This is a genomic window from Halomonas sp. RT37 (genome assembly GCF_040070525.1).
Taxonomy (GTDB): Bacteria; Pseudomonadota; Gammaproteobacteria; order Pseudomonadales; family Halomonadaceae; genus Halomonas; species Halomonas litopenaei.
The window spans coordinates 2,743,932-2,759,433 of sequence record NZ_CP098827.1; the positions used below are offsets into that span (position 1 = coordinate 2,743,932).

The 15,502-nt window shown below is 64.9% G+C and carries 14 protein-coding genes; 8 read left to right on the forward strand and 6 right to left on the reverse strand.

Going from position 1 to position 15,502, the window contains the following annotated elements; translation table 11 throughout:
* Positions 1-188 precede the first annotated feature (188 nt).
* From NFG58_RS11785 to NFG58_RS11800, 4 genes are read left to right on the forward strand one after another with little or no spacing between them, the layout of a single operon-like run.
* Positions 189-794 carry a helix-turn-helix domain-containing protein gene (locus NFG58_RS11785; RefSeq protein WP_348826556.1) on the forward strand — a complete coding sequence of 202 codons (606 nt, stop codon included), beginning with the start codon at positions 189-191 and terminating at the stop codon, positions 792-794.
* Positions 791-1,450 (forward strand): response regulator transcription factor, encoded by a 660-nt coding sequence (locus NFG58_RS11790; RefSeq protein ID WP_045994009.1) that lies wholly within the window; start codon positions 791-793, stop codon positions 1,448-1,450. Before NFG58_RS11785 ends, NFG58_RS11790 begins: the two co-directional genes overlap by 4 nt.
* Positions 1,447-2,856, forward strand: a complete 1,410-nt coding sequence (locus NFG58_RS11795) for a sensor histidine kinase N-terminal domain-containing protein (protein ID WP_348826557.1) — start codon at positions 1,447-1,449, stop codon at positions 2,854-2,856. The genes NFG58_RS11790 and NFG58_RS11795 overlap by 4 nt, the downstream gene beginning before the upstream one ends.
* Positions 2,853-4,058, forward strand: a complete 1,206-nt coding sequence (locus tag NFG58_RS11800; RefSeq protein ID WP_348826558.1) for an ABC transporter substrate-binding protein — start codon at positions 2,853-2,855, stop codon at positions 4,056-4,058. The genes NFG58_RS11795 and NFG58_RS11800 overlap by 4 nt, the downstream gene beginning before the upstream one ends.
* A gap of 134 nt (positions 4,059-4,192) precedes the next feature.
* Here the strand turns inward: NFG58_RS11800 and NFG58_RS11805 are convergent, their stop codons facing one another.
* From NFG58_RS11805 to NFG58_RS11825, 5 genes are all read right to left on the reverse strand, one after another.
* On the reverse strand, positions 4,193-4,540 hold the full coding sequence (locus tag NFG58_RS11805; RefSeq protein WP_108448868.1) for a septal ring lytic transglycosylase RlpA family protein: 348 nt from the start codon (positions 4,538-4,540) through the stop codon (positions 4,193-4,195).
* Positions 4,541-4,692: 152 nt separating this feature from the next.
* A complete protein-coding gene (gene cobA / locus NFG58_RS11810) occupies positions 4,693-5,535 on the reverse strand; it encodes a uroporphyrinogen-III C-methyltransferase (RefSeq protein WP_045994011.1) in 843 nt (280 codons plus the stop codon).
* Between the two features lie 201 nt (positions 5,536-5,736).
* Complete coding sequence (locus NFG58_RS11815) at positions 5,737-7,203, reverse strand: sodium-dependent transporter (protein WP_045994012.1); 1,467 nt, start codon at positions 7,201-7,203, stop codon at positions 5,737-5,739.
* A gap of 236 nt (positions 7,204-7,439) precedes the next feature.
* The gene (gene hppD, locus NFG58_RS11820) at positions 7,440-8,528 is read right to left on the reverse strand and encodes a 4-hydroxyphenylpyruvate dioxygenase (protein WP_213227115.1); all 1,089 of its coding nucleotides are present in this window, start codon (positions 8,526-8,528) and stop codon (positions 7,440-7,442) included.
* A gap of 216 nt (positions 8,529-8,744) precedes the next feature.
* Positions 8,745-9,350 (reverse strand): LysE family transporter, encoded by a 606-nt coding sequence (locus NFG58_RS11825; protein ID WP_108133064.1) that lies wholly within the window; start codon positions 9,348-9,350, stop codon positions 8,745-8,747.
* A gap of 153 nt (positions 9,351-9,503) precedes the next feature.
* Between NFG58_RS11825 and NFG58_RS11830 the strand changes: the two genes are divergently transcribed.
* Positions 9,504-10,394: a LysR family transcriptional regulator ArgP gene (locus NFG58_RS11830; protein WP_045994014.1), complete on the forward strand. Its 891-nt coding sequence runs from the start codon at positions 9,504-9,506 to the stop codon at positions 10,392-10,394.
* 91 nt (positions 10,395-10,485) lie between these two features.
* Here NFG58_RS11830 and NFG58_RS11835 read toward each other — a convergent pair whose 3' ends face one another.
* Positions 10,486-10,788, reverse strand: a complete 303-nt coding sequence (locus NFG58_RS11835) for an MTH1187 family thiamine-binding protein (RefSeq protein WP_045994015.1) — start codon at positions 10,786-10,788, stop codon at positions 10,486-10,488.
* Positions 10,789-11,003: 215 nt separating this feature from the next.
* Here NFG58_RS11835 and cfa point away from each other — a divergent pair, with 215 nt between their 5' ends.
* The 3 genes from cfa (at position 11,004) to NFG58_RS11850 (ending at position 15,500) form a co-directional block, all read left to right on the forward strand.
* The gene (gene cfa, locus NFG58_RS11840) at positions 11,004-12,170 is read left to right on the forward strand and encodes a cyclopropane fatty acyl phospholipid synthase (protein ID WP_253028827.1); all 1,167 of its coding nucleotides are present in this window, start codon (positions 11,004-11,006) and stop codon (positions 12,168-12,170) included.
* Between the two features lie 332 nt (positions 12,171-12,502).
* Complete coding sequence (locus tag NFG58_RS11845; protein ID WP_213227121.1) at positions 12,503-13,435, forward strand: GGDEF domain-containing protein; 933 nt, start codon at positions 12,503-12,505, stop codon at positions 13,433-13,435.
* Between the two features lie 106 nt (positions 13,436-13,541).
* Complete coding sequence (locus NFG58_RS11850; protein WP_348826559.1) at positions 13,542-15,500, forward strand: RecQ family ATP-dependent DNA helicase; 1,959 nt, start codon at positions 13,542-13,544, stop codon at positions 15,498-15,500.
* Positions 15,501-15,502: the final 2 nt, after the last annotated feature.

Genomic DNA, 15,502 nt, shown 5'->3' on the forward strand with positions numbered 1-15,502 from the left:
CCGAGACGGCGCCGAGATTTCCACTTGTTGGAAACTGACACCTGGCTTACAATTCTGTAAGGCAGAACGTCGTTCCCTTGGATGGAAAGCTAAGCCCGGACAGCATCCGGGTCAACGCGCGATCGCGTAATTCCGACCAAAGTTGAATGCCAGCGACATCATTCGCTATCACCGACAGGAAGGTTCACATGGCACAGGATCGCGTCGAGGCGGTCGAACGGGCCCTCTCGGTCCTGGAGGTCTTCGATACTCCTCAGGATAGTTTCAGTCTGGCAGAACTGGCCGACGCCACCGGCTTCTACAAGAGCACCCTGCTCAGGCTTCTGGCCTCGCTGGAACGCTTCGACTACACCCAGCGTGGAGAGGATGGCCGCTGGCGCATTGGCGGTGCTCCGGTGCGCCTCGCCCGTCGCCACGCCCCCAGTCGCGATCTCGCGGCGCTGATCCAGCCGCTGCTCGACGGCCTGGCGCGACAACTCGGCGACACCGCCAGCCTGCTCGAGGTGACCGCCGGCGTGGTTCACTGTCGCCTGGCCGCCCTGCCCGATCAGAGCCTGCGCCATGACCTTGTTCCCGGCAGCCAGTGGCCCCTGCGGGACACTGACACTCCGGCGCCGGCCCTTGCGGGAGGCATCATGGTGTGTCGGCGGCTGCCGCTGGAAGGTCGTCACGAACTCTGGCTGGCCCTGTCCGGGCCCGAGGGACGGTTGGACACACAGGCCGCCGCGACACGGCTCGACGAGGCGGTGACACAGTTGATCGATCAGCGGGACACCCAAGGGAGGCGCGCATGACACTGCTGCTGGTGGAAGACGATCGGCTTCTGGCCGAGACCCTGGTCGATGCCCTCGGCATCGCAGGCCACGAGGTTGTGCATCTCGACAACGGCATCGACGCCCGCGACCGCCTCCAGGGAAATCACCGACTGGACATGGTACTTCTGGATCTGAACCTTCCTGGGCTCGGCGGCCTGGAGGTGCTGGAGGCGTTGAGGCGCCACGACAGCTCGACCCCGGTGCTGATTCTCACCGCTCGCGGCGCGGTAGAAGATCGCGTGCGAGGGCTCGACCTGGGTGCCGATGACTACCTGGCCAAGCCCTTCTCGCTGGAGGAGCTGGAGGCCCGGGTACGCGCCCTGATGCGTCGCCGCGCCCCCTCCGGCCTGATCACCGTGGGCGAACTCAGCTTCGATAGCCTGGCCCAGCGCTTCAGCCTGGGCGACGAGGCGCTGGCACTGCCTCCGCGAGAGCAGCGCCTGCTGGGGTGCCTGATGCGACACGCCGGCCAGCCGGTGGACAAGGCTACCCTGGTGCGTGAAGCCTTCGGCGAGGAGGAACTCGGCGACAATGCCATCGAGGTCTACGTGCATCGTCTGCGCAAGCGCCTTCAGGGGCATCGAGTGAACCTGCGCACGGTGCGCGGTCTCGGCTACCTGCTGGAAGCACCATGAGCGGGGATTCACTGCATCGCCGACTGTTGACCTGGCTGCTGCTGCCGATGCTGATCGTCGGCTCGGTGGTGCTGTGGCGGGCCTGGCTGGACGCTCGCCAGACCGCCGACCGGGCCTTCGATCGATTGCTCGACGCCGCCAGTCTGTCGATCGCCGAACAGGCCCAGTGGCAGGACGACCGACTATGGCTCGACCTGCCTCCGGCGGCCCTGGAAATGCTCGCCTCGCGCCACGACGAACGGGTGTTCTATACCCTGGTGGACGCTCGCGGTGAGCGGGTCACCGGCAACGCCGACCTGCCCGGTATCGAAGGCGCCGCCCAGGACGCGAGCGACGTCGTCTATGGCGACGTTGACTACCACGATATGCCTCTGCGCCTCGGCGTGCGCCGCTCTCGGCTTGAGGACTGGCGCCTGCGCGAGCCCTTCGAGATCCGGGTCGCCCACACGCGCGAGGGGCGCGACGCGCTCAGCGGCGAACTGTTTCGCCAGAGCCTCGCCTACCTGCTGGCGGTGGCGGTGCTGTCGGTGGCCGCCCTGCTGATCGCCATTCGCCTGGCGCTGGCACCGCTGACACGACTGCGACGCCAGATACGCACCCGTGATCCGCGCACCCTGGCACCGCTGGAATTGCCGCTGCCGCGAGAGCTGGCCGAGCTGCGCGATACCGTCAACGAGCTGCTGGCACGGATGCGTCGGGTCAAGGCCAACCAGGAACGCTTTATCGGCGACGCCTCGCATCAGCTCCGCACCCCACTGGCGGGGCTTTCCGCCCGGGCCGAACTGGCCCTGCGCCAGGACGACCCCGCCATCTGGCGCAGGGCCCTCGGCGCCATGCAGACCACCAGCCAGAGCGCCTCGCGCCTGGCCATGCAACTGCTGTCGCTGACCCGCCTGGACAATCCCGAGTACCAGCCCGAACTGGCCCCCACCGATCTGGTTCAGGTCGCCCGTGAGGCGGTGATGGCCCATTGGCAACGCTGTCAGCGCGCCGGCGTCGACCTTGGTCTGGAGGCGCCAGAGGCACCGGTGCACGTGCAGGGGCTCGACTGGCAGCTGGGCGAGGCGCTGGCCAATCTGATCGACAACGCCTGCCACTACGGTGCCAGGCACATCACCGTCGAGGTCAGCGCCGACCCGATCGCTCTGGCGGTCGTCGATGACGGCCCAGGCATCCCCCACGAGCGTCGACTGCTGGTACTGCGCCCCTTCCACCGCGGTGAGCACACCAGCGAAGGCTCGGGTCTGGGCCTGGCCATCGTCGACGGCATCGCCCGCACCCACGGCGCTCGACTGAGCCTCGGTGACGCCCGGGAAGCACCACCGCCGGGCCTGCGAGTCAGCCTGCAATTCGGCGAAGGCGTCGACAAGGGATCGACGTCCGCCCCTTCACGGAGCCAGCCATGATATCCCACACCCTTGCGCTGCCCCCCTGGATGACCGCCGTTGTCACGCTGGTGGCGTCGCTAGCGCTGTGGTCGCTTCTGCCTGATGAGTCCCTGGCGCAATCCATACCCGAGGCCGGGTCCGACTCCCCCCTCGAGGCACACCCGGGGAACGCCTCGCAGCAGCCAGCCTACGATGAGGTCACCTTAGAAGGTACAGGAGAGTCGTCAGATGCGCTGGTGATCCACGCAGCCCTGGATATCCCCTACGCCCTGCCGCTACTCGAGGACTTCCATCGTCGTCATCCGCGCTACACCATCACCTACCGCAACTTCTCGACGCTGGACGTGCATCAGCGCTTTCTCGACGCCCCCGCAGAGGCCGATGTGGTCATCTCGTCGGCCATGCCCTGGCAGTACCTGCTGGTCAACGAGGGTCACGCCCAGAGCATCGACACCGCCATCACCCAGCGCTGGCCGGACACGGCCAAGTGGCGTCAGGAGCTGTTTGCCTTTACCTTCGAACCCATCGTGATGGTGGTCAGCCGCCGCCTCGAGCAGCGCCTCGGCCCCGTCGACAGCCGCGCCGATCTGCTCGGCCTGCTGGCCGAGGCGCGCTCGCCGCTGCAAGGACGCCTGGTCACCTACGACCCCACCTCCAGCGGCGCCGGCTACACCTACGCCATCGAGGAGTCGCGCCTGTCCCCGCGCTACTGGGATCTGGTGGCGGCGCTGGGCAAGGCAGATACCGCCCTGGTGAATACCACCGGCGCCATGCTGGAAGGCCTCAGGCAGGGTCGCTACGACATCGCCTACAACGTGCTGGGCAGCTATGCCCGGGAAAGGATCGCCGATGACCCCGAGCTCAGGCTGGTGATTCCCGACGACTATGCCCTGGTCATTCGACGTCTGGCCTTCGTGCCTCGCCAGGCGCCGCACACGGGGGCAGCGCGCCGCTTTATCGACTACCTGCTGAGCGCCGACGGCCAAAGGGTCATCGCCGAGGCCGGCGAACTCGGCGCCCTGCACCCCCAGCTGGATGGCCCGGGCACCGCCACTGCCATGCGCCGCGACTACCCTGACGGCCTGAGACCGATTCCTCTGAGCCCCGGCTTGCTGGCGACCCTCGATGAGTTGAAGCGCACCGCCCTGCTCGCCCGCTGGCAGCGCGAATTTCACGATCAGCCGGTCGATACCCGGGCGATCGAGCAGTTCTCGCGGTGACGATGCGCCCTGCCATCATTGCGCAGACACGACAAGGCCCGCCAGGCAAGCCTGGCGGGCCTTGGTCGATCACCTGCGATCGCACATCTTCGTTTCGACGTACCGATGCTTGTGGCCCCTGTTGGTGCCCCGGGTCAAGCTCCGGGCAGGTAGGTCAGAAGGACCGGCGCGGTGCCGCGCTTGAGCATGCCTAGCTCGCGGGCGGCACGCTTGGACAGGTCGATGACCCGTCCCTGGACGAAGGGGCCGCGGTCATTGATCTCGACCTCGACGCTCTGGCCGGTATCACGACGGGTGACCAGCACCTTGGTACCGAAGGGCAGACTGCGATGGGCGGCGGTCAGCGCCTGCTGGTCGAAGGACTCGCCGCTGGCGGTTCGACGCCCCTGGAAGCGATCGCTGTAGTAGGAAGCCTGGCCGCGCTGGGAAGCAACCTCTCCGTCGTCACGGGCCATTGCCGGCGCGCTCGCAAGCGACGCCATGGCCAGAACAACGGCGGCCGCCCAGGCGGCCATGGTCGATCGACCGGAAAACATACGACGCAGAGAAATGGACAACATCATCTTCACCTCAGGTAACCCGCGAGACGCGGGGATTCAGAGCCTGGTGCGAAGTCTCCAGCGATGGCGCACGTTCAATCCGAAGAACGTTCTCGGGGTGACGGATGCTTGCCGTGCATCCACCCACGACTCCCCGCTTGCGCATGATCGAACCAGGCCAGTTGCTCGTGCAGCGATACCACGCTGCCGACGATGATCAAGGTGGGCGGTCGAATGATATCCCGATCATTCAACTTCGGCAAATTAGCCAAGCTGGATAGATGGACGCGCTGGCGCTGGGTAGTTCCCTGCTCGACCAGCGCCACCGGGGTGTCCGGACTCAGTCCCTCGCCGATCAGGCCCTGGCTGATGTAGTCGAGACTGCCAAGCCCCATGTAGAACACCAGCGTCTGACCGGGGCTTGCCAGCGCCCGCCAGTCGAGTTCGCACCCCCCTTCCTTCAAGTGCCCGGTGATAAAGCGCACCGACTGGGCGTGATCCCGATGGGTCAAAGGGATGCCGGCGTAGGCGCTGCAGCCGGAAGCCGCGGTGATGCCCGGTACCACTTCCACCTGAACGCCTTCGGCCACCAGGGTCTCAAGCTCCTCACCACCACGACCGAAGATGAAAGGGTCGCCCCCCTTGAGCCTGACCACACGCTTGCCCTGACGGGCCCAGTCGACCAGCGAGCGGTTGATGTCCTGCTGGGGCAGGCTGTGATCGGAGCGAGCCTTGCCGACGTAGTAGCGATCCGCCGATGCCGGCACCAGCGCCAGGATTTCTTCACTGACCAGTCGATCGTGCAGCACCACCTCGGCCTCGCACAGTCGCCGCCAGGCTCGCAGGGTCAGAAGCTCAGGATCGCCGGGACCGGCACCGACGAGACTCACGCTACCGGCCGGAAAGCCACTGTGGGCAGGCAACTGGGAAGGGCTCATGACGGTGGACTCCAGAGTGAACAACGGGCGATGACAACGGGCATCATTATGCCATGCCGGAATTAAACGTCCACTTCGTTATTACCAAAAACACACTTCATTGCTGCTGCAAGGCGTCGTCACCCCACACCAGAGCGCCGCCTTCCCCGACGGGGAAAGCGGCGCTCTGGCGGCTTTGGCAGGGTCAGTGGGGTGACTGTCTTACCCCTTGGCGCTCAGCGTCCGCCGCAGCCTCGGGCTGAGGGTTTCACCGAGACCGGTCATCACGACCAGGATCAGTGCCAGCCACAACCAGTGGGCGGCGAAATCTACAGCGACGATGCCCAGCGCATCGACGAAGATCACCAGGATGCCCAGGGGACTGACGTAGCGCACCATGAACAGCCACAGGGCGTGCATGCCCGCCGGCAGATCCAGCTCATCGCGTACCGCTTCGCTCTTGAGGAAGAAACCGGCCAGCAGCGCCATGCCGAGTCCGCCCAGCGGCATCATCAGACGCGAGGTGAGGAAGTCGAGCCAATCGAAGAAGTGCTTGCCGGCCAGTGTCCAGTCGGCACCGATATTGAACGACAGCATCGCCAGCGTGCTCATCAGCCACAGCACGATGCCGGTGCCCCAGGCGGCCGCCTTGCGGCTGATGCCCTTGTTGTCGTTGAGCCAGGACACCGTGGCCTCGACCATCGAGATCGAGGAGGTCAGCGCCGCCATCGACAGCATGATGAAGAACAGGATGCCAAACAGCGTGCCCATCGGCATCGCCTGGAACGCCAGCGGCAGGCTCATGAAGATCAGGCCGGGTCCGCTGTTGGGCTCCATGCCGTTGGCGAAGATCACCGGGAAGATCGCCAGCCCCGCCATCAGCGCCACCAGGGTATCGGCCACCGCGACTGTCAGGGTGGTACGACCGATGGAAGCACGTCTCGGCAGGTAGCTGCCGTAGGTGAGGATGGCCCCGGAGGCCAGTGACAGGGTAAAGAAGGCATGGCCCATGGCGGCCAGCATGCCTTCGCTTGACAGACTGGAAGCCTTGAAGTCGAACAGGAAGTGGACGGCCTGACCGAAGCCACCGGAGAACATGCCGTAGACGATCATGATCAGCAGCATGATCACCATACCCGGCATCATCCAGCCGACGCTCTTCTCGATGCCCTGCTGCACCCCCTTGCCGACGATCACCATGGTGGCCACGGTCACCAGGGTGCTCCAGCCGCCGAGGCTGAAGGGGTTGGCATTGTTGGCGCCGAAGATGGCCGCCATGTCATCGACGCTGGAACCGACCAGTCCGCCGGAGATCATCTTCCACAGGTAGGCGAAGGACCAGCCGGCGACCACCACGTAGAAGCTCAGGATCAAAAAGCCGCAGAGCATCGCCATCCAGCCGAACAGCGACCACAGCGAACTGCCTCCGGATTCCTTGACCACCCGGCGAATGGCGTCGATAGGGCTGCCCCGACCACGCCGCCCCAGGGCGATCTCGGTCATCATGATGGGCACACCGACCGACAGGATACAGACCAGGTAGACCAGCACGAAGGCGCCGCCGCCGTACTCTCCGGTCATGTACGGAAATTTCCAGATATTGCCCAGGCCCACAGCGGAGCCGGTCGCGGCCAGAACGAAGCCCCAGCGGCCTAGCCACTGGGTGCGAGAGGGTTCATTGGTTGTCATGACTCACCAGAGATCGCTTGCGCACTTTTGTTTGTCCACCATGGCGGTGGCGCCCTGAAAACAGCCTGAAACAGCACAGACCCAGGGCATCCAGCGCGCCATTGTGACGGATTTTGTTGTGATTGGGCAGGCCGACGACGCAAAGTCGCGGCCAAGGGCCTACCTGGCGAAGGATCCGCTGCCGCTCACCTGGCCGACAAGACGCCAGTGACGACAGCGGCTGTAGCCGACCGACGTCAGTCGGCGTCGAGGACACCGCGGCGAATCTGATCTTCCTCGATGGATTCGAACAGCGCCTTGAAGTTGCCCTCGCCGAAGCCGTCGTTACCCTTGCGCTGGATGATCTCGAAGAAGATCGGACCGATCACGGTCTCGGTGAAGATCTGCAGCAGCACCCCCTGATCCGGACCGCCATCGATCAGCAGGCTCAACTCACGCAGATCCTCGACCCGCTCTTCGTGGTTGGGCACCCGCACATCGACCTTCTCGTAGTAGGTGTCGGGGGTGGACAGGAAGCGAATGCCGTTGGCCTTCAGCGCGCGCACCGTGGCGTAGATGTCGTCGGTGGCCATGGCCAGGTGCTGGATACCCTCGCCGTTGTACTCGCGGATAAACTCGGCGATCTGGGAGTTGTCGTCGGCGGACTCGTTGATCGGGATATGCATCTTGCCGCAGGGTGCGGTCATGGCGCGGGAATGAAGCCCGGTCTTCTTGCCCTCGATGTCGAAATAGCGATTCTCACGGAAGTTGGCGATACGGGTATAGAAGTCGGCCCAGGGATCCATCTGACCCCGCGCCACGTTGTGGGTCAGGTGATCCAGCACCTTGAGACCAACGCTGTTGTCCTGAGCCGAGGTGCCGGCGATGGGCTCGAAGTCGATGTCGTAGATGGTACGTCCCTGTTCGTCGACCCGATCATCGACGAAATACAGCAAAGAACCACCAATACCCTCCACCGCCGGAATGCCGACCTCGCCAGCACCGACAGGGTTATCGACCTGACGGGCGCCCTGATCGATGGCGTAGGACAGTGCCTGACGAGCATCCGCTACCTTCCACGCCATGGCGCAGGCGCCCGGACCGTGAATCTCGGCGAACCTGGCGGCGTGACTGCCGGGTTCCGCGTTGAGCACGAAGTTCACCCCCTCCTGCTGAAACAGGGTGACCCGCTTCGAGCGGTGGCGGCGCGTCTCGGTAAACCCCATGGCGAGAAACAGCTCGCGCAGGGCGTCGATGCCAGCCTGATCCGGGGCGCTGTATTCGACGAACTCGAAGCCATTGGTGCCGATGGGGTTGTGGGTATCGATGGGAGCGACTGCGGTCATGTGGGCCTCCGTCATTGTGATTGTCACTCCCCATCCTAGGCTTCTCGACACGCGCCCCCCATCCCCCCGGAGCGGCTTGAGGTGGTAGCGCACACGCCCCGGCATCGGCCAGCTGTAGCGCTGGCGTGACACCCCGTGTGCGCTCTGCACCCCAGGCGTCACGAAATCCTTACACGACGTCACGCTGGCATGACAGGCTGCCTATCGCTGGGACCTTTACAGCGTCAGCGTCACCAGCTGCCACGCCACCAGCAGCATGATCACGGCGATGATCCCATCCACCCACTGCCATGCCCTCGGGCTCTTCAACCGCGGTGCCAGGGCGCCGGCGGCGCTTACCAGACCGAAGAACCAGACAAAGGAAGCAATGGTCGCCCCCACGTAGAACCCCACCGGGCTCTCTTGCAGCGAACCGATGGCGCCCAGCATCACCAGGGTGTCCAGATAGACCTGGGGGTTGAGCAGCGTCACCGCCAGGGTCGCCAGCACCACCTGGGCAAGGCTGGCACTGGAGGCAGACGATGCAACGTCCATGCCCCTGGGCCGTCGAACCCGACCAATGGCCAGCCAGGCCTGCCAGGCAAGAAAGGCGGCGCCGCCGTAGCGCGCCAACAGCATGGCCCCTTCGCTCTGGGCGATCAGGGCGCCGAGACCCATCACCCCCAGGCCGATCAGCACGGCATCGCACAGGGCGCAGATCCCCGCCACCCACCAGACGTGTTGTCGCCTCAGTCCCTTGGACAACACAAAGGCGTTCTGCGCGCCGATGGCGATGATCAGTCCCGCTCCGGTGCCCACGCCCTGGATCAGTGAAAGCCACATGGTCTGTCCTTCCTCACGATGATTGTCGACGCTGCGCCGATGTTGCGCGCTGCGGGATGTGGCAGAGACTAGGGCAAGCTGGTAAATAAGAGAAATCACTTCTCCCACTGCCTCATTACCATTTCTTATACTCAAGGACATGGATAGACGCCCATGCTGGACTACAAACTGCTCGATGCACTGGCCGCCGTGCTGACCCACCAGGGCTTCGAGCGCGCGGCCCGCGCGCTGGGGCTGACCCAATCGGCGGTATCCCAGCGCATCAAGCTGCTGGAGGCTCGCCTGGGACAGCCGGTGCTGGTGAGGGGCTCCCCGCCGACACCGACCGAACTGGGTCAACGGCTGTTGAACCACGTCCAGCAGGTACAACTGCTGGAGGGCGAGTTGATCCAGGATGCACCGCAGCTGGCACTGGGCCACCGTCAGCTACGTATCGCCATCAATGCCGATAGCCTCGCCACCTGGTGGCCGGGCGCCATCGCCGGCTACCTCAAGCATCAGGCGATTACCCTGGATCTGGTCATCGAGGATCAGGAGGTCGGACTTGAACGCATGCGCCTGGGCGAAGTGGCTGCCTGCCTGTGCGCCAGCGACATGCCGGTTCAGGGCGCCAGAGTCATCGCCCTGGGCGTGATGCGCTACCGCGCCCTGGCGAGTCCCGACTTCATGGCCCGACACTGCCCCCAGGGCGCGGACGCCGGTTCTCTGGCCCAGGCGCCGGCCATCATCTTCGGGCCCAACGATCAACTGCAACACCGCTTCATGGCGGCCCATGGCGTCAACGGCCCCTTCCCGCACCACCGCTGCGCCAGCGTCGAGGGATTTCTGCGCCTGGCCCACGCGGGCCTCGGCTTCGGGCTCATTCCCGAAATCCAGGCGTATCGGGAGCTCTCGACGGGGGAGCTTGAGGACGTGGTGCCGGGCTGGCATCTGGACGTACCGCTGTACTGGCACTACTGGCGCCACGGCGGCGAGCCGCTGGAGCGACTCGGCCGCCACCTGGCCGACCAGGCCGGTCACCATCTGTTGCCACCTGCGGACTGACGGGGCCCGGCTAGGTACGCGCCCCGTCTCATGCAGCGATCAGCGTCGCGAGGTCGGGGCAGGCGGTAAAGTGTGCTTTCGAAGTGAGCCGTCAGTCACCCAGGCGTCGTGCCACGCTCTCGACCTTGTCTGCCATGCTCTGATCGCGGTCGGTCCGGGTACCGAGTTTCAAGGTGGTGGTGATGCGTGGCGCCCCCATCTCGTGCACCACCTCATGGCAGCGCTTGACCACCGCCATGACCTCGTCCCAGGGGCCTTCGATATTGGTGCCATAGGCGTGCATCTGGTGGCTGAGACCGGACGCCTGGATCTCCCGCTGGCAAGCGGCCACGTGGTCGGAGACCGAAACGCCCACACCCAGGGGGACCACGCAAAGATCGACGATAACGTGCATAACTTAAGCCTCCTTGATTCTGTGCCAACCCGCCCGCGTTCTTCGCTGGAAAGGCATGCCAGCTGAACTATGCTGTTTTGCAACAATAAAGATAGCCGAAGGTGATTCAGGCCCCTGCCGAGGTGGCGGACCTGGCCTCACTTCGGAGCGGGCAACTCTCCTGCCCGCTTCTCGTTTCCTCGGACATGCCGCCTGCACGGACACCAGGAGGCCACATGACCAGCGACGCCCGCCCCCATCCCATCGCACTGCCGAACAATCGCCCTCGACGGATCATCGAGCAGTTGCTCGAGGGCTCGGGCATTCGCCTCAACGGACCTGAACCCCACGATATCCAAATCTATCATCCCGATCTGTTCGCCCGCATCCTGCACCAGGGCACGCTGGGGCTCGGGGAAGCCTACATGGATGGCTGGTGGGAGGCGCGGCGTATCGACCAGCTTGCCCATCGGCTACTGCGCCACGGTCTGGGCCAACGCTCGCGTAGCGCCGCGAGCCACCTCTTCTATCGCCTGCAGGCGGGCTTCTTCAACCTCCAGAGTCGCGCCCGAGCCTATCAGGTCGGCGAGGTTCACTACGACCTCGGCAACGACCTGTTTCGGTATATGCTGGACGACACCATGTGCTACTCCTGTGGCTACTGGCGCCAGGCAACGACGCTGCATCAGGCCCAGCTCGCCAAGCTCGATCTGGTCTGTCGAAAGCTGGCCCTGCGCCCTGGCATGCACCTTCTCGACATCGGCTGCGGCTGGGGCAGCCTGGCCGAGCACGCCGCCCGTCACTACGGCGTCAGCGTGACCGGCATCACCATATCCCGGGAGCAGGTGGCACTGGCCAGGGAGCGCTGCCAGGGCTTGCCCGTCGATATCCAGTTGGCCGACTACCGCGACCTGCAAGGCCAGTACGACCGGATCGCCTCGATCGGCATGTTCGAACACGTAGGACAGCGCAACTACACGACCTTCTTTCGGACGGTGGCCGACCTGCTGCCGGATGACGGGCTCTTCCTGCTGCATACCATTGGCTCCAATACTTCTCGCATCACCGCAGACCCCTGGATCCATCGCTACATCTTTCCCAACGGCGTGTTGCCGTCCGCCCGCCAGATCTGCCAGCACAGCGAGGAGATGTTGATGGTGGAAGACTGGCAGAACTTCGGCTCCGACTACGATCCCACCCTGCTGGCGTGGCTGGCCAACCTTGACGCCTGCAGGCATGACATTGCACGTCACTACAACACACGGCACTACAACGAACGCACCTATCGGATGCTGCGCTACTACCTGGCGATCTGTGCCGGAGCCTTCCGTGCCCGCTACCTGCAACTGTGGCAGGTAGTCTTTTCCAGGGGGCGAGAGCTTCGCTATGACGCACCCCGGTGACCGCGAAGTTGCCGGAAATGCGCGCGCTTTCGGTGAATCATGACGGGAACCTGCCTAGTCACTCTCGCTGCGGCATATCCTTGATCAAGCCCTCACGCCGATGTCTGCCGATCGATCAGCTCCCGGCTCCACGGCCACAACGCCCGCTATCAGCGGCCTAGCGAGAACGTTCAAGCCTTTCCTCCCTATGGCGCAATCCATAAATGCAGAATTTTGTCTGATATTTCTTAGTCCCTTGGACTGATATACCCGCAATGCCCTGCCTTTAAGATGGTGGTGAAGGCCCGATACCTCGGGTTGACCCGCCATCCCGTGGCCAAGGACTGCCTGCTATGGAAGATCGTGACCCGCCGTCACCCTCCCCGACCTGCAATGAAAGCGCGAGTCTTGCCTGTCTCAAGCGTGTCCCGGGGGTGCTGTTCACCCTGAAGCGAGACGCTCGCGGCCGCCTGCAGCTTCCCGCCCTGACAGGTGAAGACCCGATGACGGCTCGCCTTGAGCCACTGCTGTCGATCAATGACGTGCGTCAGCGGCTCGGCGATCTGCTGGGTGACGCCTATGGTGAATTCATCCGGGCCATCGAACACTCTGCGCACTGGCTGTCGCCGGTATCCACGCGACTGCGCCTGCCGATCGGCGAACTCACCCCGCACTGGTATTCGCTGGAGGCACTGCCGGAGCGCTCGGACGAAGGCATCCTGTGGCACGGCCTGCTGGTGGACATCGAGGATCAGGTCGCCGAAGAGCAACGTCTTCGCTACCTGTCCGGCACCGACGAACTCACCGGGCTGACCAACCGACGTTCGATGATGGGACACATCGACAAGATCGCCTCCATGTCCAACCGCCATGGCACGCCGCTATCGCTGTTGCTGATCGACCTGGACCACTTTGCCCTGATCAACGACACCTGGGGGCGCGGACTCGGTGATCGGGTGCTCTGTCAGATCGCCGCCCTGGCATCCAGCCAGTTGCGCCAGGAGGACATGCTGGCACGCATGGGCAGCGACGAATTCGCCCTGCTGCTGCCGATGACACCCGCTGGCAGAGCGCGCGAGCTGGCGGAGCGCCTGCGCGAGAGCATCTCTCGTCAGGACTTCGGCATCGGTCGCCACAAGGTCACCGTCAGTATCGGTGTCTCCGACTTTGTTCGTGGCTTGAGCAGCGCGCAACTGATGCAGCAGGTCCACACCAACCTGATGGAAGCCAAGCAACAGGGCCGCGATCGCGTGATCCAGCGCTGGCTGCCCCAGGGATCATCCTGACACCGCCAGCTGAGCTGGCACGTCGTCGCTTCATGCCGGTGACTGTTTTGGGTACCCTTGCCCCCGATCCTGCCGCTGTCACAGGGCCCGCCATCAGGGAGCCAGCATGTCCACCACCATCGACCAGACCCTCGAGAACGTCTTCGGCCACCGCCACTTCAGGCCAGGACAGCGGGAGACCATCAACGCCATCGCAGAAGGCCGCAGCGCAGCGGCGATCTTCCCGACCGGCTCGGGCAAGTCGCTGTGCTATCAGCTGCCGGCATTGCACCTGCCCTACCTCACCCTGGTGGTATCCCCTCTACTGGCGCTGATGCAGGACCAGCTGGCGACGCTGACCTCGCGCGGTATCGCCGCCGCCAGCATCGATTCGAGTCAGGATCGCGATCAGGCTCGGGAGGTCATGGCAGCGGCCCGCAACGGCCAGCTCAAGGTCCTGATGGTATCGGTCGAGCGCCTGCGCAATGAACGCTTTCGCGCCTTTCTGCGCGACGTGCGGGTCTCGTTGATGGTGATCGACGAGGCCCACTGCCTGTCGGAATGGGGACATAACTTTCGCCCGGACTACCAGAAACTGCCCGACTATCGCCGGGAGTTCGGCATCGACCAGGTGCTGCTGCTGACCGCCACCGCCACGCCCAAGGTCATCGATGACATGCGTCGAGGCTTCGATATCGCGCCTGACGATGTCATCACCACCGGCTTCTACCGCGCCAATCTGGACCTTGCCGTCTCCCCGCTGCCCGCCGACAACAGGGCTCGCCATCTGGCCAGTTGGCTGGCGCCAAGACTCGGCAACGGCGGCACCATCGTCTACGTCACCCTGCAGCAAAGCGCCGAGCGCCTGGCGGCCTACCTCAAGGCCGCCGGGCTCGAGGTCGCCGCCTACCACGCCGGGCTCGACAGTGAGACCCGCCAGCGACTGCAGGCGGACTTCATGAGCGGACGCCTGCCCGGCATCGTCGCCACCATTGCCTTCGGCATGGGCATCGACAAGGCCGATATTCGCCAGGTGGTGCACTTCGACCTGCCCAAGTCCATCGAGAACTACAGCCAGGAGATCGGACGCGCCGGGCGCGACGGCAAGCCGTCGGAGTGCCTGATGCTGGCCGGACGTGAACACCTGCCAGTGCTCGAGAACTTTATCCATGGTGACGTACCACCGCTGTCGGGCATCGAGGCGGTATTGACCGACCTGGCGGATGCCTCCGATAGCTGGGAGCTGTCGCTCAACGCCCTGTCACGCCTCTCGGACATCCGCGAGCTGCCGCTGAAGACGCTGCTGGTCAAGCTGGAACTGGCCGGCGTGGTGCGCGCCAGCCACAGCTACTTCGCCGAGTATCGCTTCAGCCTGGCGATCGAACCCGACGCCCTCCTCGCCCGCTTTCCCGGCGAGCGCGGCGCCTTTCTCGGCGCACTGCTCGATGCCTCGCACAAGGCCCGTACCTGGTATCGGCTGGACTTCGAACGCCTCGACCAGCTGGGCCAGGAACGCGGCCTCGACACCTCCCGCCCGCGGGTGCTCAAGGCGCTCGACTACCTGGCGGAACAGGGGCTGATGCGCCTGGAAAGCAAGCAGATGACCGAGGTCTACCACAAACTCGCGGCCGTGGACCCCAGACAGCTGGCCCCCGATCTGCATCAGCAGTTCGTCGAGCGCGCGGGGGTCGAACTCGAGCGACTCGACGCCATGCTGGCGCTGTTCGAGGCCGACGACTGCATCAGCGCGCGACTCGCCGACTGGTTCGGTGACCCCAATGCCCCCCGACGCTGTGGCCACTGTTCAGCCTGTCGCGGCGAGACCGCCAGCCTGCCGCCCGCCCCGGCTCCGGCACTCCCCGACGAGGGCGAACTGCGAGCCTGGCTGACGGGCCTGGCCCAGGCACTGGAAAGTGTCGAGCCAGGCAAGCCGCTGGACCTTGAGCTTGCTACCCGCTTCCTGTGCGGCGTCATCAGCCCGCGCCTGAGCCAGGCCAAGGCGCGACGCCTGCCGGGATTCGCCAGCCAGGAAAGCGCCCGCTATACCGACGTCAGGCAGGCCCTCGCACCACTATTCGAAGGCTAGCC

What these genes read in the sequence shown, in the direction of transcription:
- NFG58_RS11785 (WP_348826556.1), top strand. Translation starts at nt 189, where the DNA reads ATGGCACAGGATCGCGTCGAGGCGGTCGAACGGGCCCTCTCGGTCCTG.
- NFG58_RS11790 (WP_045994009.1), top strand. Translation starts at nt 791, where the DNA reads ATGACACTGCTGCTGGTGGAAGACGATCGGCTTCTGGCCGAGACCCTG.
- NFG58_RS11795 (WP_348826557.1), top strand. Translation starts at nt 1,447, where the DNA reads ATGAGCGGGGATTCACTGCATCGCCGACTGTTGACCTGGCTGCTGCTG.
- NFG58_RS11800 (WP_348826558.1), top strand. Translation starts at nt 2,853, where the DNA reads ATGATATCCCACACCCTTGCGCTGCCCCCCTGGATGACCGCCGTTGTC.
- NFG58_RS11805 (WP_108448868.1), bottom strand. Translation starts at nt 4,540, where the DNA reads ATGGCGTCGCTTGCGAGCGCGCCGGCAATGGCCCGTGACGACGGAGAG.
- cobA (WP_045994011.1), bottom strand. Translation starts at nt 5,535, where the DNA reads ATGAGCCCTTCCCAGTTGCCTGCCCACAGTGGCTTTCCGGCCGGTAGC.
- NFG58_RS11815 (WP_045994012.1), bottom strand. Translation starts at nt 7,203, where the DNA reads ATGACAACCAATGAACCCTCTCGCACCCAGTGGCTAGGCCGCTGGGGC.
- hppD (WP_213227115.1), bottom strand. Translation starts at nt 8,528, where the DNA reads ATGACCGCAGTCGCTCCCATCGATACCCACAACCCCATCGGCACCAAT.
- NFG58_RS11825 (WP_108133064.1), bottom strand. Translation starts at nt 9,350, where the DNA reads ATGTGGCTTTCACTGATCCAGGGCGTGGGCACCGGAGCGGGACTGATC.
- NFG58_RS11830 (WP_045994014.1), top strand. Translation starts at nt 9,504, where the DNA reads ATGCTGGACTACAAACTGCTCGATGCACTGGCCGCCGTGCTGACCCAC.
- NFG58_RS11835 (WP_045994015.1), bottom strand. Translation starts at nt 10,788, where the DNA reads ATGCACGTTATCGTCGATCTTTGCGTGGTCCCCCTGGGTGTGGGCGTT.
- cfa (WP_253028827.1), top strand. Translation starts at nt 11,004, where the DNA reads ATGACCAGCGACGCCCGCCCCCATCCCATCGCACTGCCGAACAATCGC.
- NFG58_RS11845 (WP_213227121.1), top strand. Translation starts at nt 12,503, where the DNA reads ATGGAAGATCGTGACCCGCCGTCACCCTCCCCGACCTGCAATGAAAGC.
- NFG58_RS11850 (WP_348826559.1), top strand. Translation starts at nt 13,542, where the DNA reads ATGTCCACCACCATCGACCAGACCCTCGAGAACGTCTTCGGCCACCGC.